This window comes from Providencia sp. PROV189 (assembly GCF_028480065.1).
Taxonomy (GTDB): Bacteria; Pseudomonadota; Gammaproteobacteria; order Enterobacterales; family Enterobacteriaceae; genus Providencia; species Providencia stuartii.
The window spans coordinates 162786-186724 of the sequence record NZ_JAMPOG010000010.1 but is presented as its reverse complement, the minus strand read 5'-3'; the positions used below and the strand labels follow the sequence as shown (position 1 = coordinate 186724).

Below are 23939 nucleotides of genomic sequence, written 5' to 3'. Positions count from 1 at the left end.
TTAACGGTTGGTTTACGAAAGTGTATCTTTTGAAATAAAGCATACTGCTGCCAATTAATGTTACACTAAGACTGCAAAAATGATCCATTGGAGTACAACATGAGCGACAAAATTATTCATATAACTGATGCAAGCTTTGAGAGCGAAGTCTTAAACGCCTCGTCACCTGTTCTCGTCGATTTCTGGGCTGCATGGTGTGGTCCTTGTAAAATGATTGCGCCTATTCTTGATGAAGTTGTTGAAGAATATACAGGCAAACTGACCATCGCAAAACTGAATATTGATGATAACCCAGCTACTGCACCAAAATATGGTATCCGTGGTATCCCTACGCTCCTATTATTCAAAAATGGCAATGTCGTAGCAACAAAAGTGGGCATCTTCTCTAAAATTCAGTTAAAAGAATTTTTGGACGAAAATCTGTAAGTTATAGTTGTTGTTTAAGGTAAAACGTTTAGCGGTACATCTATTTTATAGGGCGCACCGCTAGACGTCCTCAATGAAGCATGGTAAGTTATCGGCAATCCCCATATTGCACCCGAAAGAATTACTTTATAATCCGTTGCTCTTATCATAAATATCTGGTTTGTCAGTTCAGTTGTGGTTCATATATTGTGATCTAGGGCTGATAATGTGTTGATTTCTGGAATTATCAATTTGAAAATTGAGTTGTCGCGCTAGCCGCATTCAATCATTTCATTCGTGGTAAATTGACAATATCAATTCAAGATAGATATGGATTAGCCGTATGAAGGCGTTCTAGTTAGGGATGGGTTTCAGGGCATGAGTTTTGCGTTTTAGTGCTTTGAAAGCTGTAAATTTGCGATATTGGGATAGATGTTGCCTTAAATGCACAAAAAACTATTGCTAATATTGTTTGTGTTTCTAATAATAAGCCGCACATCATTCCGATGAATCGCCGCGATATGTTAGCGCAGTCTTAGCAATAACAAGCGCAAGAATTTTTACGCGTTGTTGAGCCGTTGATGTTTGTAACTATCAACAGGGCGTTATAAAGTTAAACTGGCACTTATATAGCTTATATATAGTTGTCTTCAATTTACGTTCATAGTTCGAGAATTACCCCGAGTTAAAGAACCCACCATTATGAATCTTACCGAATTAAAAAATACGCCAGTATCAGAATTGATTACATTAGGCGAAAACATGGGGCTAGAAAACTTAGCCCGTATGAGAAAGCAGGATATTATCTTCTCGATTTTGAAGCAGCATGCTAAAAGCGGGGAGGATATCTTCGGCGATGGCGTTCTGGAAATATTGCAGGATGGATTTGGTTTCCTCCGTTCAGCAGACAGTTCCTACCTCGCAGGCCCCGATGATATCTACGTTTCTCCCAGCCAAATTCGCCGCTTCAACCTTCGCACAGGCGATACAATTTCAGGAAAAATCCGTCCTCCTAAAGAAGGTGAACGCTATTTTGCCCTATTGAAAGTTAATGAAGTTAACTTTGATAAACCTGAAAATGCCCGCAGCAAAATTCTCTTTGAAAACTTAACCCCATTACATGCTAACAATCGTCTTCGTATGGAACGTGGAAACGGTTCTACAGAAGATTTAACCGCGCGTGTTTTGGATTTAGCTGCGCCTATCGGCCGTGGGCAACGTGGTTTGATCGTTGCTCCACCAAAAGCAGGTAAAACCATGTTGCTGCAAAATATCGCGGCTAACATTGCACATAACTACCCTGATTGTGTTTTGATGGTTCTGCTTATTGATGAGCGTCCAGAAGAAGTTACCGAAATGCAACGCCTAGTTAAAGGTGAAGTAATCGCTTCAACGTTTGATGAGCCAGCAGCACGTCACGTTCAAGTCGCCGAAATGGTGATTGAAAAAGCTAAACGCTTAGTTGAACATAAAAAAGACGTTATCATTTTACTTGATTCTATTACTCGTCTTGCGCGAGCGTATAACACTGTTGTTCCTTCATCAGGTAAAGTCTTAACAGGTGGTGTGGATGCGAATGCGTTACACCGTCCGAAGCGTTTCTTTGGTGCAGCACGTAACGTTGAAGAAGGTGGTAGTTTAACCATTATTGCAACAGCGCTCGTCGACACAGGCTCCAAAATGGACGAAGTGATTTACGAAGAGTTTAAAGGTACAGGTAACATGGAACTACACCTGTCTCGTAAGATCGCTGAAAAACGTGTTTTCCCTGCGATTGACTATAACCGTTCAGGTACACGTAAAGAAGAGCTGTTAACTTCACAAGATGAATTACAAAAAATGTGGATTTTACGTAAGATCATTCATCCTATGGGTGAGATCGATGCAATGGAATTCCTCATTAGTAAATTAGCAATGACGAAAACGAACGAAGAATTTTTCGACTTTATGAAAAGAGCATAATTGCTAACTTCCTAATTGTTAAATTTAAAAAGCGCTGTCAATTTTTGACAGCGCTTTTTTATTTTTTTACTGATTTTTCTGATGAATATCGAAATTATTTCTTATTATATAGCTCTGTTATTTATTTGTTATGTAAATTAAATTTAAGTTATGTTTTTATATAAATTCAACTTACTCACCATTGGATGATAACAATTTATAATATTGAGATGCCATTCACGGTAATAGAATAGTAATTATATAAAAAATAGTACTTTTTATATTGGATTTTTGTCGCTACAAAATGGAAAATCAATTTGTTGGATGAAATAGATTTATTGTTTTATTCAAAGTTTGACTGTTTTAAGTTAATACATGTATTTCATGTATTTATTTAATGACGATATCATTTACGTAATGGCATTTTCTGATTGGTTGGGAAAGGTTCATTTATTAAACGAAAAACAGCCTAAAATTATAATCATAGAGAAGCATTGTTCTTTATGGCATGCATCTTGCTTTCATTAAGTATAAAATCCGTTAATAAGACATGATTGAACAAAAGCTACACTAATAACAACTAGGTAAGCCTTTATAGGGTTATTGTGATAGTTATTGAAGACTCGTCTTATGGAACTTATCTCTTTTGAGATGATAATACCTTAGCTGCCTGTTATTGAGGCAATATAAGCTAAGGCATTGTGGTTTTAGGTTGGTTAGATAAAAAATAAGAGAGTTGACTCGTGGACACCGCACAATTTATTGCTAGTCTTTTTTACGTTTTTTTGTTCACGTTAGTGTTTATTTTTATCGCTCGAGTTGTGGCAACGAAGATCGGGCTGGTTGATAAACCTAACTTCAGAAAAAAACACGTAGGTCTGGTCCCTTTAGTTGGGGGGATAACGGTCTTTTTTGGTATCTGCTTCGCGTTTGTTATTACAGAAGAATATATACCCCATAAATGGTTATATTTAATCTGTGCAGGCTTATTGGTATTGATTGGTGCGTTAGATGACCGGTTTGATATCAGTGTTAAGTTAAGAGCAGGTGTACAAGCCGTAGTCGCTGTCGTCATGATGACCGTGGCTGACTTAAAACTAGAGTCATTAGGTCATGCGTTTGGGCCATGGGAGTTAGTGCTTGGGCCATTTGGTTATATCGTGACACTGTTTGCTGTTTGGGCAGCTATTAATGCGTTCAACATGGTTGATGGTATTGATGGGTTACTCGGTGGGCTATCTTGTGTCTCTTTCGGTGCATTAGGCTTTTTGTTATATCAAAATGGCAATTATGGATTAGCATTTTGGTGTTTTGCCTTTATTGCAGCTATCCTTCCTTATATCTTCCTAAATTTAGGTGTACTAGGTCGTCGTTTTAAAGTCTTTATGGGTGATGCGGGAAGCACACTGATTGGTTTTACAATTATTTGGATCCTAGTCGAATCAACTCAGGAAGCAGGGCGTCCAATCAACCCTGTGACAGCATTATGGATTATTGCGATCCCATTGATGGATATGGTGGCGATTATGTACCGTCGTATCCGTAAAGGTATGAGTCCATTTTCACCTGACCGTCAGCACATTCATCACTTGATTATGCGTTCAGGTTTTAGCCCAAGAGGGGCTTTTGTTCTGATTACACTGGCAGCAGCCATTTTGGCATGTATAGGAATTATTGGTGAACGCTTAACATTTGTGCCTGAATGGGTCATGTTGGCATTGTTTTTGCTTGTATTCTTTATGTATGGTTACTGCATCAAACGGGCATGGAAAGTAGCTCGTTTTATTAAGCGCGTCAGACGTCGTATGCGTAGAGGTGGTGCAGTACGGTAACGACAAACGGAAATAATAGAGGTTCTGTGCAGTGAAAAACTCAGAAACGCAACCTAATCAGTATCAGCCGCCGATAGAACCGGAATTGGATATCCGTGGTTTATGCCGCTCTTTGTGGCAAGGTAAAATTTGGATCGTGGCATTTGCGGTGATTTTCGCCGCTATTGCGTTGGGTGCATCCTATTTTATGCAGCAAAAATGGAGTTCAACCGCGATCACAGACCTGCCAACCGTGAACAATTTGGGTAGTTATTATTCGCAACAACAGTTTTTACGAAACCTGGATTCCCGTATTAACTCGACGGGTCAAGAAGGGCAATTGCCAACGATTGCGAATGAGGCTTACCAAGAGTTTATTAAGCAAGTGGGTTCTTATGATACCCGTCGTCAGTTTTGGTTAACGACGGATTATTATAAGCAGCGTTTAGAGAATGACCCTAAAGCAGATGCGGCGTTATTGGATGAATTGATTAACAATATTGAATTCACGCCTGCGGATAATCTAAAAAATCTCACTGATAGCATTAAGTTGATTGCGGAAACGTCCACGGATGCTAATCAGCTTTTACGTGAGTACATACAGTTTGCTAACCAACGTGCAACAGCCAACTTGAATGATGAAATTAAGGGAACGTGGGCAACGAAAATGCAATCAATGAAAGCGTTAGTGAAACGCGAAGATATGGTTGCTCAAGCTGCTTATGAAAGACGCTTAAATTTACTCGAACAAGCATTGAAAGTTGCGCAAAAGCAGGGAATTTCGCGTAATCAAAGCTCGGCACCAGTTGATGAAATTCCTGATTCTAAAATGTTCCTATTAGGGGTTCCATTACTTGAAGCTCAGATTGAAACATTAAAAGCGACAGGCCCTGATCACGACACTGATTATGACCAAAACATCGCAATGTTATCTACACTGAGTGTTGGCCCCACTCTCCAAGACAGTTTTCAGGCTTATCGCTATTTGAGAACACCTGAAGACCCCGTCAAACGTGACAGCCCACGTAGAGCCTTTATGATGGTTCTATGGGGAGCTATCGGTGCATTGGTTGGTGCTGGTGTGGTACTTGCACGCCGTCGCCCGTCCTGATTTTGAATAGGTGGCTGTCGATGATGTCAGCCACTGTGTAATGTCATTATAAATAAAAGCAGCTAACTGCATTAGATAAATATAAGAGAGTCACTGTGAAAGTATTGACTGTATTCGGCACTCGACCAGAAGCCATTAAGATGGCACCGTTGGTTCATGCACTTGCTAAGGATGCGGCTTTTGAAGCCAAAGTCTGTGTGACGGCCCAGCACCGAGAAATGCTCGATCAGGTACTGAAGCTATTTGAGATTACTCCCGATTACGATCTCAATATTATGAAGCCAGGGCAAGATTTAACCGATATTACGTGTCGTATTCTTGAAGGGTTGAAAAACGTATTTGCCGATTTCCAACCTGATGTGGTGTTAGTGCATGGGGATACTGCGACGACAATGGCAACGAGCTTAGCGGCTTTCTACCACCGTATTCCTGTTGGCCATGTGGAGGCAGGCTTACGTACAGGTAATCTCTACTCGCCATGGCCAGAGGAAGCGAATCGTAAGATTGCGGGGCACCTTGCAATGTACCATTTCGCGCCAACTGAAAATTCGCGTCAAAACTTACTAAAAGAGTCTATTCCCGACAATCATATTTTTGTGACGGGAAATAGTGTGATTGATGCTTTGCTGTGGGTTCGCGACAAAGTGATGAGCGACCAGCACATGGCTGATAAATTGGCGGCGAATTACCCGTTTATTGATCCCAATAAGAAAATGATTTTAGTCACAGGCCATCGCCGTGAAAGCTTTGGTGGTGGATTTGAACGTATTTGTCATGCCTTGGCTGAAATTGCACAAAGCCATCCTGATGTTCAGGTGGTTTACCCTGTGCATTTAAACCCGAATGTCAGTGAACCCGTAAAACGTATTTTACATGGCATTGATAATATTATTCTGATTACTCCTCAGGAGTATTTACCCTTTGTCTATTTGATGAACCATGCCTACCTGATCTTGACCGATTCTGGCGGGATCCAAGAAGAGGCGCCATCACTAGGCAAACCTGTTTTAGTTATGAGAGATACCACAGAACGCCCTGAAGCTGTTGAAGCTGGAACAGTGCGTCTTGTGGGTACAGATACACAAAAAATTGTTGCAGAAGTTAACCGGTTACTGACAGATGAAGCGGAATATCATGCAATGAGCCGCGCGCATAACCCCTATGGGGATGGTCATGCTTGTCAGCGTATTCTTGAAGCACTAAAAAGCAATCAGGTGAAATTATGAGTTTTGAAACTATTTCTGTTATCGGCCTTGGTTATATTGGTTTGCCAACAGCAGCCGCTTTTGCGTCACGCAAAAAGCAAGTGATTGGCGTTGATGTCAACCAGCATGCGGTTGATACCATTAATCAGGGGAAAATCCATATTGTCGAGCCAGAGCTTGACCTCGTCGTAAAAAGCGCGGTTGAAGCAGGTCATCTGAAAGCTTTTACTAAACCACAGCCTGCCGATGCCTATTTGATAGCAGTGCCAACCCCATTTAAAGGTGAACATGAACCTGATCTTACTTATGTAAGAGCAGCCGCAGAGTCTATCGCTCCGGTATTGAAAAAAGGGGATTTAGTCATTTTAGAGTCTACTTCTCCTGTTGGCACGACTGAACAGATGTCTGAATGGATGGCTCAAGCGCGTCCTGATCTCACTTTCCCTCACCAAGCAGGGGAAGCGGCGGATATTGATGTGGCTTATTGCCCTGAGCGTGTCTTACCGGGTCAAGTCATGGTTGAATTGATTAAAAATGACCGTGTTGTTGGTGGTATGACGCCAAAATCATCATTACGTGCGAGCGAGCTGTATAACATTTTCCTTGAAGGCGAATGTGTTATCACGAATGCAAGAACCGCCGAGATGTGTAAGCTGACAGAAAACAGCTTCCGAGATGTGAACATCGCATTTGCAAACGAACTCTCACTGATTTGTGCCGAACAAGATATCAATGTGTGGGAACTGATCCGTTTGGCGAATCGTCACCCTCGCGTCAATATTCTACAGCCGGGCCCAGGTGTAGGTGGACACTGTATTGCCGTTGACCCATGGTTCATTGTGGCACAAAACCCACAACAGTCTCGTTTGATCCACACCGCGCGTTTAGTCAATGATGGCAAACCAATTTGGGTTGTTGATCAGGTCAAAGCTGCGGTGGCAGATTGTTTAGCTGAAACAGGTAAAAAGGCGAGCGAAGTGACTATTGCCTGCTTTGGTCTATCATTTAAACCCAATATTGACGATTTGCGTGAAAGCCCAGCGATGCATATCACGAAAATGGTGGCGAGCTGGAATAAAGGTAAAACGTATGCGGTTGAGCCACATATCCATGAATTGCCAACGGCACTAAAAGGCATTGTAGAGCTGGCATCGATTGAAGATGCAATCACCAATGCTGATGTGATTTTAATGCTGGTGGATCATAACCAATTTAAAGCCATTCAAGGTTCATTGATTCAGCAAAAATGGGTTGTGGATACCAAAGGAGTTTGGCGTTGAAACGCATACTAATCACAGGTGGAGCCGGTTTTATCGGCTCTGCGGTTGTTCGTCATATCATTGAAAATACTAACGACAGTGCGGTTGTCGTAGACTGCTTAACTTATGCGGGCAATTTAGAGTCACTCAGTGAGGTGTCAAATAGCGACCGCTATGCGTTTGAGCAAGTGAATATTTGCCATCGCGCTGAGTTAGACCGCGTTTTTGCGAAATATCAACCCGATGCCGTGATGCATTTAGCCGCAGAAAGCCATGTTGACCGCTCTATTGATGGCCCTGCCGCCTTTATTGAAACCAATATTGTCGGTACATACACGCTATTAGAGGCGGCTCGTCATTACTGGATGGGCTTAGATGCCGCGAAAAAAGCGCAATTCCGTTTCCATCACATCTCAACTGACGAAGTGTATGGCGATTTGGAAGGGCCGGACGGTTTCTTTACTGAAACCACGCCTTATGCGCCAAGCAGCCCTTATTCGGCTTCTAAAGCATCGAGTGACCATTTAGTGCGGGCTTGGCAGCGTACTTATGGCCTGCCAACCATGATCACCAATTGCTCAAATAATTATGGGCCATACCATTTTCCAGAAAAACTGATCCCACTGATTATCATCAATGCGTTAGCAGGTAAGCCATTACCTGTTTATGGCAAAGGTGAGCAGATCCGCGATTGGTTATTTGTTGAAGACCATGCTCGCGCCTTATATTTGGTGGCAACGACAGCACAGCCGGGTACCACTTATAACATTGGTGGTCACAATGAACGTCGTAATATTGATGTGGTCGAGACTATTTGTGAGCTACTTGAAGAACTTCATCCGCAGAAGCCAGAAGGGGTTGCACATTACCGTGACCTTATCACTTATGTGACGGATAGGCCGGGTCATGACATGCGCTATGCCATTGATGCCGATAAAATCGCACGTGAATTAGGTTGGACGCCTCAAGAAACATTCGAATCAGGGATCCGTAAGACAGTGCAGTGGTATCTGAATAACGAAACTTGGTGGCGTCGTGTGCAAGATGGTTCTTATGCAGGAGAACGCCTTGGTTTAGGCGCTTAAGGGGGGATCATGAAAGGGATTATATTGGCTGGTGGTTCGGGAACGCGTTTGCATCCGATTACACGGGGCATCTCGAAACAGTTATTACCTATCTATGATAAACCGATGATCTATTATCCATTGTCAGTACTGATGTTGGCAGGGATCCGGGAGATATTGATTATTTCTACTCCGGATGATCTGCCCATGTTTAAACGCTTACTTGGTGATGGACATGAGTTTGGCATTCAGCTGAGTTATGCCGAGCAGCCTTCACCGGATGGCCTTGCTCAAGCGTTTATTATTGGTGAAGAGTTTATCAATGGTGATGCATGCTGCTTGGTGCTAGGTGACAACATCTTCTTTGGTCATTCATTTAGTCCAAAACTGAAATCCGTTGCGGCAAGAACACAAGGTGCCACGGTATTTGGTTATCAAGTCATGGATCCAGAGCGTTTTGGTGTGGTGGAGTTTGATGATGACTTCAAAGTGTTATCCATCGAAGAAAAACCGAAAAAGCCGCTTTCTAACTGGGCGGTGACGGGGCTTTATTTCTACGATAATCAGGTCGTTGATTTCGCTAAGCAGGTGAAACCTTCAGAGCGAGGGGAGCTGGAAATTACCTCTATCAACCAAATGTATTTGGACAAAGGTGAGCTAAACGTCGAACTGTTGGGGCGTGGCTTTGCATGGCTAGATACGGGCACTCACGATAGCTTAATTGAAGCGGGTACTTTTGTACAAACGGTTGAAAAACGTCAAGGTTTCAAAGTCGCCTGTTTAGAAGAAATTGCATGGCGTAATGGTTGGTTGTCTGATGAGCAAGTTCAGGCATCGGCAAAACAACTGAGTAAAACGGGTTATGGCCAATATTTAGAGGATCTCCTCCGTGTCCGTCCGCGCCAGTATTGATTGTCTACAATGGGAGTCTGATTTTTTCGGACTCTCTACGGCGAAATTAGATTTCGCAGCGCCACACGCTGAGGCGGTTCTTGCAAGCCAATTAGACGGTTATGCTATTACTCAAGCCAAGATACTTGCTAGTGATACTGAGCGTTTAGATGGGCTAATGCAGCTTGGTTTCTCTCTCGTCGAAGGTGAAATTGATTTTGCGCTGACTATTGGCACAGAAAATGCTTATTTAAAAAGTCGATTAGTGGCAACAGATCGGGTTGAACCCGCTGTTGCGGAAGATATTCCTGTATTACGCCATGCGGCGGCACAAGTGTTTAGCCAAAGCCGTTTTCGGTCTCCTTGGTATCGTGAAGGCGACAGTGGGCGTTTTTATGCACTATGGATAGAAAAAGCGGTTTTAGGCACATTTGACCATACTTGTTTATTAGTAAAAGACGCGTCGGGGGATATCTTAGGCTTTGTGAGTTTGAGACACCTTGATGATGACATAGCGCGTATCGGCCTACTCGCTGTTATGCCTAGCGCTACTGGGCGAGGAATTGGCCGTAAATTGATGTCCGCAGCCGTTGTCTGGTGTGAGCAACACGAAAAAAGACAGTTAAATGTGGCTACCCAAATCAGCAACATTGCGGCATTAAATCTTTATTCACGTAGTGGTGCTTCGGTTGCTAGCACTGCTTATTGGTTATATAGGGGACAACATGATTCCATTTAATAAACCACCCGTTGTAGGAACTGAATTAACGTATATGAAGCAAGCCATGGAAAGCGGCAAGCTATGTGGTGATGGTGGTTTTACAAAACGTTGTGAAGAGTGGATGGAAAAGCGCTTTGATTGCCCTAAAGTCCAGTTAACACCTTCTTGTACCGCTTCGTTAGAGATGGCGGCGATCCTAATTAACATCAAGCCTGGTGATGAAGTGATCATGCCAAGCTTTACCTTCGTTTCTACCTCAAATGCGTTTGTATTAAGAGGGGCTACCATTGTTTTCGTGGATGTACGTCCAGACACCATGAACATGGATGAAACAAAAATTGAAGCTGCAATCACCGAACGTACTCGTGCTATCGTTCCAGTCCATTATGCGGGCGTCGCTTGCGAAATGGATACCATCATGGCTATCGCGAAAAAACATAACCTATTTGTGATTGAAGATGCGGCACAAGGTGTTATGTCGACATACAAAGGCCGAGCATTAGGTACTATTGGTCATATCGGCTGCTATAGTTTCCACGAAACGAAAAACTACTCGTCAGGTGGTGAAGGCGGGGCAACACTGGTCAATGATAAGTCGTTGATTAACCGTGCCGAAGTGATCCGTGAAAAAGGAACTAACCGCAGTCAGTTTTTCCGTGGTCAGGTAGATAAGTACACTTGGCGTGATATTGGTTCCAGCTATCTCTTGTCAGATTTACAAGCGGCTTATTTGTGGGCTCAGCTTGAAGAAGCTGAAAAAATCAATGATCGCCGATTGCTACTATGGCAACGCTACTATGAGGCGTTATCACCATTAGCGCAGGAAGGTAAACTTGCATTACCTATCGTGCCCGAAGGGTTAGTGCATAACGCCCATATGTTCTACATCAAGCTAAAAGATGTTGAAGAGCGTACTGCTTTTAATGAATACATGAAATCAAATGGCGTTTTAACGGTGTTCCACTATGTAGCGTTGCATACTAGCCCTGCTGGGGAAGAGTTTGGACGTTTCCACGGTGAAGACCGTTATACGACCAGTGAAAGTGACCGTTTAGTGCGTCTGCCTATGTTCTACAATATGACAGATGATGAACAACAAACGGTAATTGCAAAAATTAAGGCGTTTTTTGCCTAATGTCGTTAGCCAAAGCTTCAGTTTGGACTGCTGGGTCTACCCTGATAAAAATCGGGGCAGGCCTACTTATCGTCAAATTATTAGCAGTCACGTTTGGCCCGAGTGGGGTTGGTCTGGCGGGGAACTTCCGCCAGTTAATCACAGTGTTGGGTGTTTTATCGGGAGCGGGTATTTTTAATGGTGTGACTAAATATGTCGCAGAACACCATCAAGACCCTGAAAAGTTACGTGCGGTATTAGGGACATCATCAACACTTATTCTTGGTTTTTCGACATTATTAGCGCTGATATTCCTGTTTTTTAGTGGCCCAATAAGTGAAGGGCTATTCGACAGCAAGGACTATCAATCTGTTATTCAGGCGGTTGCCTTTATTCAGATGGGCATTGCTTACGCTAACTACTTCTTGGCGATCCTTAAAGGTTATCGAGACGCATCGGGTAATGCTCAATCGATTATCTTTGGGAGTATAATTGGTGTAGTTGCTTATTATTTATGCTACACATTAGGTGGTTATGATGGCGCTTTAGCAGGCTTGGCATTGGTTCCTGCATTAGTGGTTTTACCTGCTGCCTTGATGATGATTCGCCGTAAGCGGTTTGCATTATCGATGTTAAAGCCTGCTTGGGATAAAGCCGTAGCGACTAACCTAGGCAAATTTACCATTATGGCGTTAATTACGTCGGTGACTTTGCCCGTTGCCTATATCATGATGCGGAATTTGCTCGCAGCACAATATAGTTGGGATGATGTAGGCTTATGGACAGGGGTTAGCACAATTTCAGATGCTTACTTGCAGTTTATTACCGCGACATTTTCTGTGTATTTGCTGCCTACACTCTCTCGGCTACAACATAAAAATGAAATTTCTGCTGAGATCCTTAAGACGTTAAAATTTGTGTTACCTGCTGTCGCCGTAGCCAGTTTTATGGTGTGGCTATTACGTGACTTTGCGATTTGGTTGCTGTTTTCTGAAAAATTTAATGGAATGCGAGACTTATTCGCATGGCAATTAGTGGGCGATGTGCTGAAAGTCGGTGCATATGTCTTTGGTTATCTTGTGATTGCGAAGGCAGCATTGCGTTTTTATATTTTAACTGAGGTGAGCCAGTTTATTCTCTTAATGGGCTTTTCCCATTGGCTGATACCTATGCACGGGGCTGTAGGGGCAACACAAGCCTATATGGCGACATACATCGTGTATTTTCTCCTCTGTTGTTGCGTATTTTTGATTTACCGTAGGCGAGTATGACAACCTTAATACATGTACTGGGATCTGAACTCCCTCACCATAATCAAACGGTGTTGACGTTTTTTAATGACGTGATCTGTAAGGAAAATACAGCGTCACAAAAACCCCATTTTATGGTGGTTAGTCGCGATACTCAGCTTGCGGCTGCATATCCAAAGCTGAATATCGATGTTTTTGAAAGTAAAAAAGCGATAGCGAATGCGGTGATCCAACGTGCAATGGCAGATCGCCGAGAACGTTTTTTCTTTCATGGTCAGTTTAACGCGCCGATTTGGTTAGCCCTCCTATTTGGTAAAATTAAATCTCACCAGTTTTGGTGGCATATTTGGGGTGCAGACCTGTATGAAGAGTCAAAATCATTAAAGTTTAAGCTTTTTTATGTATTGCGTCGTTTGGCGCAAAAAAAAGTGGGGCACGTTTGTGCGACCCGCGGTGATTTATGTTATTTCCAGCAATCTAACCCAAAAGTACCGGCCTCAATTTTATACTTCCCAACACGAATGGATCCTGCTCTGACGTTAAATGAGCGTCCAGCGCGTCAGGGCGAGACATTGACAATCCTATTAGGTAACTCAGGTGATCAATCAAATCGTCATATAGAGGCTCTGGGCGCGATTAAACAGCAATTTGGTGAGCAAGTTAAGGTCATCGTACCGATGGGGTATCCGGATAATAACCAAGCTTATATCCAACAGGTCGAGAAGGCGGCTCAAACGCTATTTAAGGCAGACCAAGTCAGTATCTTAAAAGAGCGGATGGCGTTTGCGGATTACCTCGATTTATTGAGGACATGTGATTTAGGCTATTTTATCTTTAATCGCCAGCAAGGGGTGGGAACGCTGTGCCTGTTGATCCAGTTTGGTATCCCGTTTGTGATCAGCCGACAAAATACCTTTTGGCAGGATTTAACGGCACAGAATGTGCCCGTCTTTTTCTATGGCGATGAGCTATCGTTAGGCCTTGTTGATGAGGCTCAACGGCAAATGACGTTGCTGGATAAACAACATATCGATTTTTTTGCCCCTAACTTTACGGATGGTTGGAAAACGATTTTAGGTGTTGCGGAGGAGCAGGCATGACCTTAGCCGAGTTAGGGGGCTTATCGCTTGTCTATCTAATCTCCATTATCTTTATCGGAACACTGCTCTACACAGAGTTTCGACGTGTACGTTTTAATTTTAATATTTTCTTTTCGCTGTTGTATTTACTGACATTTTATTTTGGTTTTCCGCTGACTTGTGCTTTGGTTTTCCAATTTGATGTGGCAGTCGTTCCGGCTGAGTACTTGCTCTACGCTCAACTGGCGGCAACCAGTTTTTATGCTATTTATTATGTTGCTTATAAAACACGCCTAACCAAAAGTGCGACCACTGCTAAGCGACCGCTCTTCACCATGAATAAAGTGGAAACGAACCTAACCTGCTTATTGTTGATTGCGGTTGCGGTGGTGACAGTAGGGATCTTTTTCTTACAGAATGGTTTTTTACTGTTCAAACTTAAATCGTATAGCCAAATATTCTCCAGTCAGGTTTCAGGGGTCGCGCTAAAGCGCTTTTTCTACTTCTTTATCCCTGCAATGTTGATTGTGTACTTCTTGCGACCATCACAAAAACGCTGGCTTTTCTTTCTCGTCAGTACCGTTGCATTCGGTTTTCTGACGTATGTGATTGTTGGCGGAACGCGAGCCAATATCATTATTGCATTCGCCCTATTTTTGTTTATTGGTATCGTCAGAAGGTGGATCACACTTTGGATGCTAGTGGCGGCAGGTGTCGCGAGTATTATTGGTATGTTCTGGCTAGCGTTAAAACGCTATGGCCTAGATGTGAGTGGTGCAGAGGCGTTTTATACCTTCTTATATCTGACCCGAGATACCTTCTCACCATGGGAAAACCTTGCTCTATTGTTGAGTCACTATGACAAGATAGAATTCCAAGGTTTGGCGCCTATTGTGCGTGATTTTTATGTCTTCATTCCATCGTGGTTATGGCCTGAACGACCTGACACGGTACTGAACTCAGCAAACTACTTTACTTGGGAAGTGCTCAATAACCACTCTGGATTGGCAATTTCGCCTACATTGATTGGTTCATTAGTGGTGATGGGGGGCGTGCCATTTATCCTACTCGGCGCGATTGTGGTTGGGTTAATCATTAAATGGTTTGACTGGATCTACGGCATGAGCCTAAAAGAGTCAAATCGCTATAAAGCCGCCATTATGCAAGCTTTTTGCTTTGGGGCTATTTTTAACATCATTGTGTTAGCACGTGAAGGGGTCGACTCCTTCGTGTCACGCGTAGTCTTTTTCTGCCTCATTTTCGGACTTTGTTTGATTCTGGCGAAATTACTGTACTGGTTATTTGAAAGTGCGGGGCTTATTCGGGCAAAAACAGCTTCTTACTTAGGAAGCCAACGTCGCGGAGACCGCTAAAGGAGCATTATGGAACAGCAATCTATTCCACAATATAGTATCAGAGGCCACCAAATATGGGGCTTCAAAGATATGACGCATTTTCTGGATCACCTATTTGCAGACGGTGAAACAAAATCAGGTACGCTGGTGGCTATCAATGCTGAAAAAGTGATGACAGCAGAAAAGGATGCGGCATTAAATACGTTGCTTGGGCAAGCGGAATATCTCTATGCAGATGGTATCAGTATTGTGCGCGCTATTCGCCGTAAATACCCTCAAGCGCAAGTCTCTCGTGTAGCGGGAGCTGATCTTTGGGAAGCGTTAATGGAACGCGCAGGGAAAGAAGGCACGCCTGTTTTTTTAGTCGGTGGTAAGCCGGAGATCCTTGAGCAAACAGAGAATAAGCTACGAGCACAGTGGAATGTGAATATTGTTGGCTCACAAAATGGCTATTTTACGGCAGAGGATAGAGATGCTCTGTTTGAGCGAATTCGAGCCAGCGGCGCAAAAATTGTAACAGTCGCGATGGGGTCACCCAAGCAAGAGATCTTAATGCGCGATTGTCGAAAAGTTTACCCAGATGCACTCTATATGGGCGTTGGTGGCACTTACGATGTCTTTACTGGGCACGTAAAACGCGCCCCTAAAGTCTGGCAAAATTTAGGATTAGAGTGGTTATATCGCTTATTATCTCAGCCGACCCGCATTAAAAGACAGTTTAAATTGTTGAAATTTTTAGCTTACTACTATGGCGGCAAGCTGTAGTTTTGCATAGCATGTCACGGCGTAAGTTACCTTTATTGCGCTGTGACATGTCACCATCTTGTCAATTTTCACCTCCCTTTAATAACATAAACGTTACTTCTGGTCTCTTTCTTCAATTATTTCTATAATTCATCAAAAATACATGTAAGTTACGAGCTTTCGGTTCAAACACTGGAATATGTCATTTTTTTCGACTGATAAAACAGTCTTTTTATGAATATTGATTGTGCTTATTACTATAAATACTCATAAGCCATGATTTATCTTTTTTGTTACGACAGGGGAATTTATGGAGAATTCACAGCAAGGGCTACAGCGAGGCTTAGAGGCACGTCATATTGAGCTGATTGCACTAGGTGGAACAATCGGTGTTGGCCTTTTTATGGGATCAGCGAGCACCTTAAAGTGGGCAGGTCCTTCAGTATTGTTAGCCTATATTATTGCAGGCATTTTTGTCTTTTTTATTATGCGCTCAATGGGGGAAATGTTGTTTGTAGAGCCTGTGACAGGCTCTTTTGCTGCCTTTGGTTATAAATATTTAAGCCCATTTTGGGGATGTTTAACGGCGTGGGGCTACTGGTTTATGTGGGTGGCTGTAGGTATCTCAGAGATCACCGCCATCGGCTCTTATGCTTCCTATTGGTTCCCCGATGCACCTCAGTGGGTATTTGCCTTAACCGCCGTTATCTTGGTGGCCTTAGCGAACCTTGCGGCGGTTAGGTTGTATGGTGAGCTAGAATTTTGGTTTGCGATGATAAAGGTGACAACTATTGTTGTCATGATTTTAATCGGCTTAGGGCTAATATTCCTTGGGATCGGTAACCATTTTGAGCCAATAGGCCTTGGTAATTTAACAGAGCATGGCGGTTTTTTTGCAGGGGGTTGGAAAGGGTTCCTGTTTGCATTATGTATTGTTGTCGCTTCTTACCAAGGGGTAGAGCTAGTGGGGATCACCGCCGGTGAAGCTAAAAATCCACAGGTTACGTTGAAAAAGGCGATCAATAATATTCTATGGCGTATTTTAATTTTTTATGTCGGCGCCATTTTTATTGTCGTGACTTTGTTTCCTTGGACTGAAGTTGGTCAACAAGGTAGCCCATTTGTACTGACCTTTGCGAAAGTTGGTATTGTTTCGGCGGCGGCTGTCATTAACTTTGTCGTACTAACTGCCGCGTTGTCCGGTTGTAATAGTGGCATGTACAGTGGAGGGCGAATGCTGTATGCGTTAGCTCAAAACAAGCAACTACCACCTTCACTATTGAAACTCACACGTAATGGCGTGCCAGCGCGCTGTGTAGGCTTCACGATACTGTGCCTATTAGTCGGCTCAAGTTTAAATTATATTATTCCTGACTCAGAGAAAGTCTTTGTTTATGTCTATAGTGCGAGCGTTCTACCCGGTATGGTGCCTTGGTTGGTTATTTTGACTAGTCAGCTCCGCTTTCGTCAGCAAAACAAAGATAAGCTAGCTCAACACCCATTTAAATCCATTTTATTTCCTTGGGTGAACTATGCCACCTTACTGTTTTTAGTTTGTGTGTTGGTAGGGATGGCGATTAACCCTGAGACGCGGTTATCGTTAATTGTTGGCGCTATCTTTTTAGCGGTAGTGTCTATCCTGTACTTTTTGCTCCGGATCATCAATCGTGGTAAAGGTGATAGTACAATCCACTCTTGATGATATTTTTATTTAACATTTTCGTGATAAAGAGAGGAAAAATGCTCTCTTTATCGACAAAACGAGCAAAAGGCAAGCAATCGATATTTTTATTGAAAAAAGGACTAGACAGGGAGTGATTAAATCCGTACTATCCACACCCGCAACGGCGTTAAGCGCCCGTAGCTCAGCTGGATAGAGCGCTGCCCTCCGGAGGCAGAGGTCTCAGGTTCGAATCCTGTCGGGCGCGCCATTAAATTAGCGTGCGGCTACGGTTGGCAAGACAATGTTGTATGTAGTATAATAGCAACACTTTGAATAAAGTGAAGTTATGGTGGCTATAGCTCAGTTGGTAGAGCCCTGGATTGTGATTCCAGTTGTCGTGGGTTCGAGTCCCATTAGCCACCCCATTCTTTTGTGACATTGCGAGGGTGGCGGAATTGGTAGACGCGCTAGCTTCAGGTGTTAGTGTCCTCAGGACGTGGGGGTTCAAGTCCCCCCTTTCGCACCACGAAAAGAGTGAAGAAAATACAAATAGTATCGGCGAGTAGCGCAGCTTGGTAGCGCAACTGGTTTGGGACCAGTGGGTCGGAGGTTCGAATCCTCTCTCGCCGACCAAATTTAGAAAACCCCGCTTTGAATAAGCGGGGTTTTTGCTTTTTAGCGCATACCCATTATCGGCGGAATCAATCCTTTTCCTCTCCTAGCTTATCTAATCTTTCGCACTTGATTGTTGTGTGGTCATTATCCCTCGACCTGAAATGTTGTTTACTTCCCTATGTTTTTCACTGTTTTTAAATGCAGACTGGACGTGCTATTTTTGGGGAATAAACTATCTCTAATTAATTGCTTTTATTGGTTATTTTTCATTGATAATAGTTGATGTCGTAAAATAGATACAAAGCTATATTTTGCTGTCTCCAAATGGAGACATATAACATCATGATTTATATGAATAAATAACTAATAGTTATTTGGTGTCTCTGAATTGAGACAGCGAAGTCGGGCTGTCGTCATGATGGATAGCGAGTATCGCTGGCTAAAATAGTGGATATTTGAAAAAAACGATGTCATCTCGCAGGCTTGCTAAAAAAACGGGATAAAAAATAGCCATATTTCTGTTTTGGAAAAGTTGGCACGCATCCTGCATTACTTATTATGTAGATGCTCATTCCACTCATTATGATAGCAATGCTTCATAAACCTAGGAATGATGCAAAGCCGATTATCGGTGCCTATTGTCCAATATAGATGAACAAGAGCTCATCCTCTTCTCATCAACCCATGGACGAAACGTTGAGTGAGGCACCATCCGTCTGTAGACCTGATTGTATATTTACACCTGTCATTGTTGGCAGGTGTTTTTTTTTGCATGCGAACTCATCAGCCAAAACTGATCCCCTCTTGAACCGTATTTTGTTGCTTGAGGAAATCAGTTCACATCATACATTAGATTAATTTTTTCTGTTACAGAACCATTTGCTAAACCAACGAGTAATGTAGGTATAGCAAAGAATAATGAATGTAATGATGAAGATGTCTTTGTTTAAATCAACGGTATTGAAACCGATAATCGTGATAAAAACAAAGGGTGACAAAATGAGAAGTAAAAGATCAAAAAATATTTGCAGTCGATTTGGGGTTGCAATAATCCAGCACCAAATAGTTTTAATTACATTCATGTAGATATCCTGAGTCCGGTTAAATCAAAGCCAATGTATTATTTATACACTATGTAAATGATATATTACAGAACAACAGTTGCTTTGTTTGATGTTATGCGAAAATCAATTATTTTTCAGCTTTATTTGTGCGCTTTTAATTTCATAATGCACAGTTAAGTTCTTTTTTAGATGGGTTTAATAAGTAGGTTGGCTATTAATCATAAGATGGTTAATAAAAAATATTCAATTAACTATGATTCTTTTTAGAAGGAATAATAACAAATAAAAAGCTCCGCATATGAACGGAGCTTTTTTATTATAAATATTTATTGCTACGGTTATTAACTTCGATCTTTCTTCAGTGAATGTAGCAACGCTTCTTGGCGAATTTTTGCAGCTTCTTCGGCTTTATGTAGCTTATCTAGCGCATCGGCTAGCCAAGCGGCGTCGTGTGCATCGAAACGCTGTGCTAATGCTGCTTTGAAATAAGACTCCGCGTGTTCCCATTGCGCATGCTGCAAGGCGATTTGCCCCATTGTGCTATTGAGTAATGGCGTAGCTCCAGATTGTTTAACCAACTGTTTTAACACTTTTTCCAGTTGCTCTGGTTTATCACTACGTAGCCTTGGGGCTAACAGTAATAAGCGCTCATCATATTGTTGCTTTAAGCCATCAATAATAATTTTCTCAGCGCTTTCCATGTCATTACATTCAATTAAATGTTCAGCTAAGAAAGATTGTAATGCGATTTCATGGCGAATTTTACGCGGCTGTGCTTTCCACCACTCTTTAAGACCTTCGCTACCGTTTTCTGCCATACACTGGTTCATTAACCCCTCATAAGCTTTGAGCTTTAAGGCTTCTAACTCATCTTCACTGTGCAGCTGGACTTTTGCCATGACAGGCAGTAGCTCAATCAGTGCTTGATAAGCGCCAGAACGTAGATAGGCTTGCTCGGCAAGGCGTAAAATCTCAGGGTGTCTTGGGGCTTGATCAAGAAGTTTGTCGATGCCAGTTCGAGCCGCATAGACCTCATCTTCCGCTAATTGAATACGAACACGGCTGATATCTACAGGCAGTTGATCACTGCCAGCCACTTCTGCGGCTCTATTGAGATATTGGTGAGTTCGGTATTCATCACCACGCTGTTGCGCGGCTTCAGCAGCCAGTAAGTAGTTGATAACAGGCTGTTGAGAGAAGTCAGCATGCTTACTCATCAACTTTTCGACTTGATCGAAATCCCCTTCAGCTAGCTTTAAGAGGGCTTTTTGGGTTTGCGAGTGCGCTTTATGGTACTTACGACCACTCACCCAGCCTTTAGTCCGAGAGGTTGTGCTGATAAAACGACGATAGCACCAACCTAAAAAGAGCAATACGAATTGTAGTAATATAAAAGACAGAACTAAACTGGTGACACTGGTCGTAATGTCATAATTATCTGTACGGATGAAGACATAGCCTTGGTGACCGGCTAATAGCGGCCCTAAGATAATGCCTGCGATCAGAACAATAAAGAGGATGAATACTTTAATCATAATTACCCCTTCTGCTCATTAGTTGGTGCTGTAACGACCGAACTTTCTGATTTTTCGGGTTTAGCCTCAGTTTCAGAAGGTTGTTTTTCCTCCTTTACTGCGGGGGTTGCTGACGCTTTTGCACTTTCCTCTGATTGGGCAAGTAGGTTACGAACACGTGCCTGCATAACTTTTTCAAGTTTTGGCTGACTTTCTAATGTATCAGGCATTTCAGTGTCGATTGATTGATTAAGTAACTCATCAACTTCAGCAAGGAAAGCTTTGGTTGCCGGTGCATTCACATCAAAATAGGCACGTACCCAAGTAGAGACTTGCTCTAAAGATTGCTTATAGGTCTCTTCTTGATAGCGAGGAACCGCTTGTGCAGCAATGAGTAATTGAGAACGAATGTTTTCACGTAAATAGATGTCCTGATTTGGCGCAAGTAGTGGCGCTTCAGAGCCATCACGAGCACGTACAGTAATAAAATCACTGGTAAAGCTTTTCCAACTGCGTGATAAGTTCTGTTTCCAGTCGGCAATATCACCGGAGACCTGTTCGTCATCATCAACTTTGGCATCACCGCTATTGATATCGTTTAGGCGCAAGTTGTCAACTTCATTACTTAACTGGTTCAAACGTAGAATAATACCGTCGTAATCGACTTGGTTGATAGCCGCTAAGCTAGCAATATCATTTTTAATCGCTTTACGAATATCCAAAAGGCTAGGATCATTCATCTCTGCAAGGCTGGAATCGGCGCTTTTCAAAAGTACGGCGGCAGTAACTGGGTCGTGATCATTCCACAATTTTCTGCCTGCCATTTTGACCATAAAGTCAGCTTGCGCCAGTAACCAGCTTTTTACGTCTGAACTGGATAATGCATTGACGTGCGCTTGTAGCTCTTGCATACGGCGGTTTAGTTGATCTTCATACTCGCGAGCTTGTGAGCTTAGTGCTGACTGAGAAGCGACCAGAGAATCTAAACGTTGCCTATCCGCCTTTTGTTGTTCAATTAATTCACTCAACTGTTTTTTTAACTCACTATTTTCATTAGCGAGTTGTGTATTACTTTGTTGAGTAAAATAATAAATACCACCGCCGATAGCGATGATAATAGCGATAGCGATGGCACTACCGATGAGACCAGAACGTTTTTGCTCCGAAGACGGCTTAGTTTGGCGGTTGTTTGGGGTATCCGCGACAGTATCGTTGTTGACCGTTTCGGTAGATTTATTGTGTTCCGTCATAAATTAGCATCCCATGTCGGTTGAGAGTAATGCTTCTAATAAAGCATTATTATCTGCGCTATTTGCCACACAGACCTGTTGCCAGCCAATTTGGCGAGCTTGGTCTGCAATCCGTTCGCTGACAACCAATAAACGGCGATTAAACCACCATGCTTTTGTATTTTCAGCGATCAATTCATTTAATAAGGCTAACATTTGACCACTACTGATAACAATATCTGTAATGCCCTTATTAACCCATTGTTGATTAAACTCTGCTTTATCATACAAAACAGGGTGTCTTGTATAACATTCGCAATATTCCACCTGCGCTCCCCTAGACCGTAACGTAGAGGCGAGGAGTTCCCTACCACCATTGCCCCGTAAGAGCAGCGCACGTTTCCCTTCAAGAAACTGTAATTCAGGAAGGCTTAGCAATGCTTCGCTGGTTTCGCCATGCTCAGGCCAGCGGATCATTTTGCTTGTTAGCGCCTCAAAATACTGACCAGTTGAACGACCGATCCCATAATAGGATAACTTATCTGACCAGTTGCGTCCTGCTTGTTTAAGGGTTAAATCTGCATACCAGACCGCATTTTTAGATAAAAGAAAAACTAAATCATTTTGAGTGAGCTGTTGAAGGCGTGATCCGAGTAAGTCTAATTCAGCCCCCGGCCCCACCTGAATAAGTGGCAAAGCGAATGCTTCTGCCCCTTTTGCTTTGATGGCAGCAACAAGCTCAGAGCCAGCAGGCTCCGGCCGAGTGACTAATATCTTCATGCTGGCGGATTTCCTTGGTAAACTTCCGCCAGTATTTCACGTGCACCTTTATCAAGCAGCTCCTCAGCGAGGGAGATACCTGCTTGAGTGGCTTGTTCTGGTGTGGTTAAACGTTCCCCACGGATAACTTGACTGCCATCAGGCGCGCCAACTAGTGCACGTAGCCAAATTTGTCCATCTTGCCAAATTGCATAGCTACCGATAGGCACTTGGCAGCCGCCTTCAAGGCGCATGTTCATTGCACGTTCAGCAAGCACACAGACAGAAGTATTATCATCATTAAGCTTTTCAAGTAGTTGGCGAGTGCGTTCATCATCTAGGCGGCATTCGATGCCCACCGCACCTTGCCCAACTGCGGGCAGAGATTGCTCAGGTGCTAATGCTGTACGAATTCGCGCTTCTAGACCTAACCGTTTCAGCCCAGCGACAGCCAAAATGATGGCATCATATTCCCCGTTATCCAGCTTTGAGAGACGCGTACCAACATTACCTCGTAGGTCACGGATAACAAGGTCAGGGCGTAGTTCCCTTAATTGGCATTGGCGGCGTAGGCTGGATGTACCAACGACACTGCCCGCAGGTAGTGCATCAAGACTATCATATTGATTAGACACGAAAGCATCGCGGGGATCTTCACGTTCACAAATTGTCACCAGCCCTAGGCCCTCAGGGAATTCAACGGGAACATCTTTCATTGAGTGAACGGCAATATCGGCCCGTTTTTCCAGCAGGGCAAGCTCCAGCTCTTTAACAAAGAGGCCTTTACCGCCGACTTTGGCGAGTGGCGTATCTAGAATGATATCGCCTTTAGTGACCATGGGAACTAGCTCAACTTGTAAGCCTGGATGAAATTGCTCTAGCTTCTCTTTAACAAAGTAAGCTTGCCACAGAGCTAAAGGGCTTTTACGTGTTGCAATACGGACAATATTCGTTGATGTCATTTCGCTGCTTTCTCAGGCATAAACTGCCATAGATTAACCATACAATTATCCCTAGTTTTAACATTTTAGCGATGGGTTTTCCAGTTAGGGCCTCCTAACCCCTCCGTTTATAGAGCGCATTATTCATAAAAATCTTCTCTTTATGATTGAGATAAATAAGAGGGAGCCATCGTAAACAGAGAG

Annotated in this window: 19 protein-coding genes and 4 tRNA genes; 19 read left to right on the top strand and 4 right to left on the bottom strand. The window is 43.0% G+C overall.

The features are described from left to right. Positions 1-99 precede the first annotated feature (99 nt). The 19 genes from trxA to PR833_RS08800 all read left to right on the top strand — a co-directional run bounded on the left by trxA (position 100) and on the right by PR833_RS08800 (position 18246). Positions 100-426: a thioredoxin TrxA gene (gene trxA, locus PR833_RS08890; protein ID WP_004915462.1), complete on the top strand. Its 327-nt coding sequence runs from the start codon at positions 100-102 to the stop codon at positions 424-426. A 681-nt stretch (positions 427-1107) separates the two neighbouring features. Then, complete coding sequence (rho, locus tag PR833_RS08885; protein WP_004915469.1) at positions 1108-2367, top strand: transcription termination factor Rho; 1260 nt, start codon at positions 1108-1110, stop codon at positions 2365-2367. A 722-nt stretch (positions 2368-3089) separates the two neighbouring features. After that, positions 3090-4178: a UDP-N-acetylglucosamine--undecaprenyl-phosphate N-acetylglucosaminephosphotransferase gene (gene wecA, locus PR833_RS08880; RefSeq protein ID WP_004915476.1), complete on the top strand. Its 1089-nt coding sequence runs from the start codon at positions 3090-3092 to the stop codon at positions 4176-4178. Positions 4179-4209: 31 nt separating this feature from the next. Further along, complete coding sequence (gene wzzE / locus PR833_RS08875) at positions 4210-5268, top strand: ECA polysaccharide chain length modulation protein (RefSeq protein WP_014657281.1); 1059 nt, start codon at positions 4210-4212, stop codon at positions 5266-5268. 95 nt (positions 5269-5363) lie between these two features. Beyond that, positions 5364-6494 (top strand): non-hydrolyzing UDP-N-acetylglucosamine 2-epimerase, encoded by a 1131-nt coding sequence (gene wecB, locus PR833_RS08870; RefSeq protein ID WP_004915481.1) that lies wholly within the window; start codon positions 5364-5366, stop codon positions 6492-6494. Continuing rightward, entirely contained in the window at positions 6491-7753 is a 1263-nt protein-coding gene (gene wecC / locus PR833_RS08865; protein ID WP_004915484.1) for a UDP-N-acetyl-D-mannosamine dehydrogenase, read from the top strand. The genes wecB and wecC overlap by 4 nt, the downstream gene beginning before the upstream one ends. Next, positions 7750-8817, top strand: coding sequence for a dTDP-glucose 4,6-dehydratase (gene rffG / locus PR833_RS08860; RefSeq protein ID WP_004915487.1), 1068 nt, complete (start codon positions 7750-7752; stop codon positions 8815-8817). The genes wecC and rffG overlap by 4 nt, the downstream gene beginning before the upstream one ends. Before the next feature lie 9 nt (positions 8818-8826). Then, positions 8827-9708: a glucose-1-phosphate thymidylyltransferase RfbA gene (rfbA, locus tag PR833_RS08855; protein WP_004915489.1), complete on the top strand. Its 882-nt coding sequence runs from the start codon at positions 8827-8829 to the stop codon at positions 9706-9708. Then, positions 9686-10426 carry a dTDP-4-amino-4,6-dideoxy-D-galactose acyltransferase gene (gene rffC / locus PR833_RS08850; RefSeq protein ID WP_272526035.1) on the top strand — a complete coding sequence of 247 codons (741 nt, stop codon included), beginning with the start codon at positions 9686-9688 and terminating at the stop codon, positions 10424-10426. The genes rfbA and rffC overlap by 23 nt, the downstream gene beginning before the upstream one ends. After that, a complete protein-coding gene (gene rffA / locus PR833_RS08845) occupies positions 10413-11543 on the top strand; it encodes a dTDP-4-amino-4,6-dideoxygalactose transaminase (RefSeq protein WP_004915497.1) in 1131 nt (376 codons plus the stop codon). Before rffC ends, rffA begins: the two co-directional genes overlap by 14 nt. Further along, positions 11543-12793: a lipid III flippase WzxE gene (gene wzxE / locus PR833_RS08840; protein ID WP_004915501.1), complete on the top strand. Its 1251-nt coding sequence runs from the start codon at positions 11543-11545 to the stop codon at positions 12791-12793. The genes rffA and wzxE overlap by 1 nt, the downstream gene beginning before the upstream one ends. Beyond that, complete coding sequence (locus tag PR833_RS08835; protein ID WP_004915504.1) at positions 12790-13872, top strand: TDP-N-acetylfucosamine:lipid II N-acetylfucosaminyltransferase; 1083 nt, start codon at positions 12790-12792, stop codon at positions 13870-13872. Before wzxE ends, PR833_RS08835 begins: the two co-directional genes overlap by 4 nt. Continuing rightward, positions 13869-15224, top strand: coding sequence for an ECA oligosaccharide polymerase (gene wzyE, locus PR833_RS08830; RefSeq protein ID WP_004915508.1), 1356 nt, complete (start codon positions 13869-13871; stop codon positions 15222-15224). Before PR833_RS08835 ends, wzyE begins: the two co-directional genes overlap by 4 nt. A 9-nt stretch (positions 15225-15233) precedes the next feature. Beyond that, positions 15234-15971, top strand: coding sequence for a lipopolysaccharide N-acetylmannosaminouronosyltransferase (gene wecG / locus PR833_RS08825; protein WP_004915511.1), 738 nt, complete (start codon positions 15234-15236; stop codon positions 15969-15971). 289 nt (positions 15972-16260) lie between these two features. Then, positions 16261-17649, top strand: coding sequence for a bifunctional threonine/serine APC transporter ThrP (gene thrP, locus PR833_RS08820; protein WP_004915515.1), 1389 nt, complete (start codon positions 16261-16263; stop codon positions 17647-17649). 155 nt (positions 17650-17804) lie between these two features. Continuing rightward, positions 17805-17881, top strand: a tRNA-Arg gene (locus PR833_RS08815). Between the two features lie 81 nt (positions 17882-17962). Beyond that, positions 17963-18038: transfer RNA gene (locus tag PR833_RS08810), tRNA-His, on the top strand. Between the two features lie 15 nt (positions 18039-18053). Further along, positions 18054-18139 (top strand) — tRNA-Leu (locus PR833_RS08805). 30 nt (positions 18140-18169) lie between these two features. After that, positions 18170-18246: transfer RNA gene (locus PR833_RS08800), tRNA-Pro, on the top strand. Positions 18247-19633: 1387 nt separating this feature from the next. Here PR833_RS08800 and hemY read toward each other — a convergent pair. From hemY to hemC, 4 genes are read right to left on the bottom strand one after another with little or no spacing between them, the layout of a single operon-like run. Then, positions 19634-20827: a protoheme IX biogenesis protein HemY gene (hemY, locus tag PR833_RS08795; protein WP_272526034.1), complete on the bottom strand. Its 1194-nt coding sequence runs from the start codon at positions 20825-20827 to the stop codon at positions 19634-19636. Positions 20828-20829: 2 nt separating this feature from the next. Next, positions 20830-22056 (bottom strand): uroporphyrinogen-III C-methyltransferase, encoded by a 1227-nt coding sequence (gene hemX / locus PR833_RS08790; RefSeq protein ID WP_004915527.1) that lies wholly within the window; start codon positions 22054-22056, stop codon positions 20830-20832. 3 nt (positions 22057-22059) lie between these two features. Continuing rightward, a complete protein-coding gene (locus PR833_RS08785; RefSeq protein WP_272526033.1) occupies positions 22060-22815 on the bottom strand; it encodes a uroporphyrinogen-III synthase in 756 nt (251 codons plus the stop codon). Continuing rightward, positions 22812-23756, bottom strand: coding sequence for a hydroxymethylbilane synthase (hemC, locus tag PR833_RS08780; protein WP_004915533.1), 945 nt, complete (start codon positions 23754-23756; stop codon positions 22812-22814). Before hemC ends, PR833_RS08785 begins: the two co-directional genes overlap by 4 nt. Between the last annotated feature and the right edge of the window lie 183 nt (positions 23757-23939).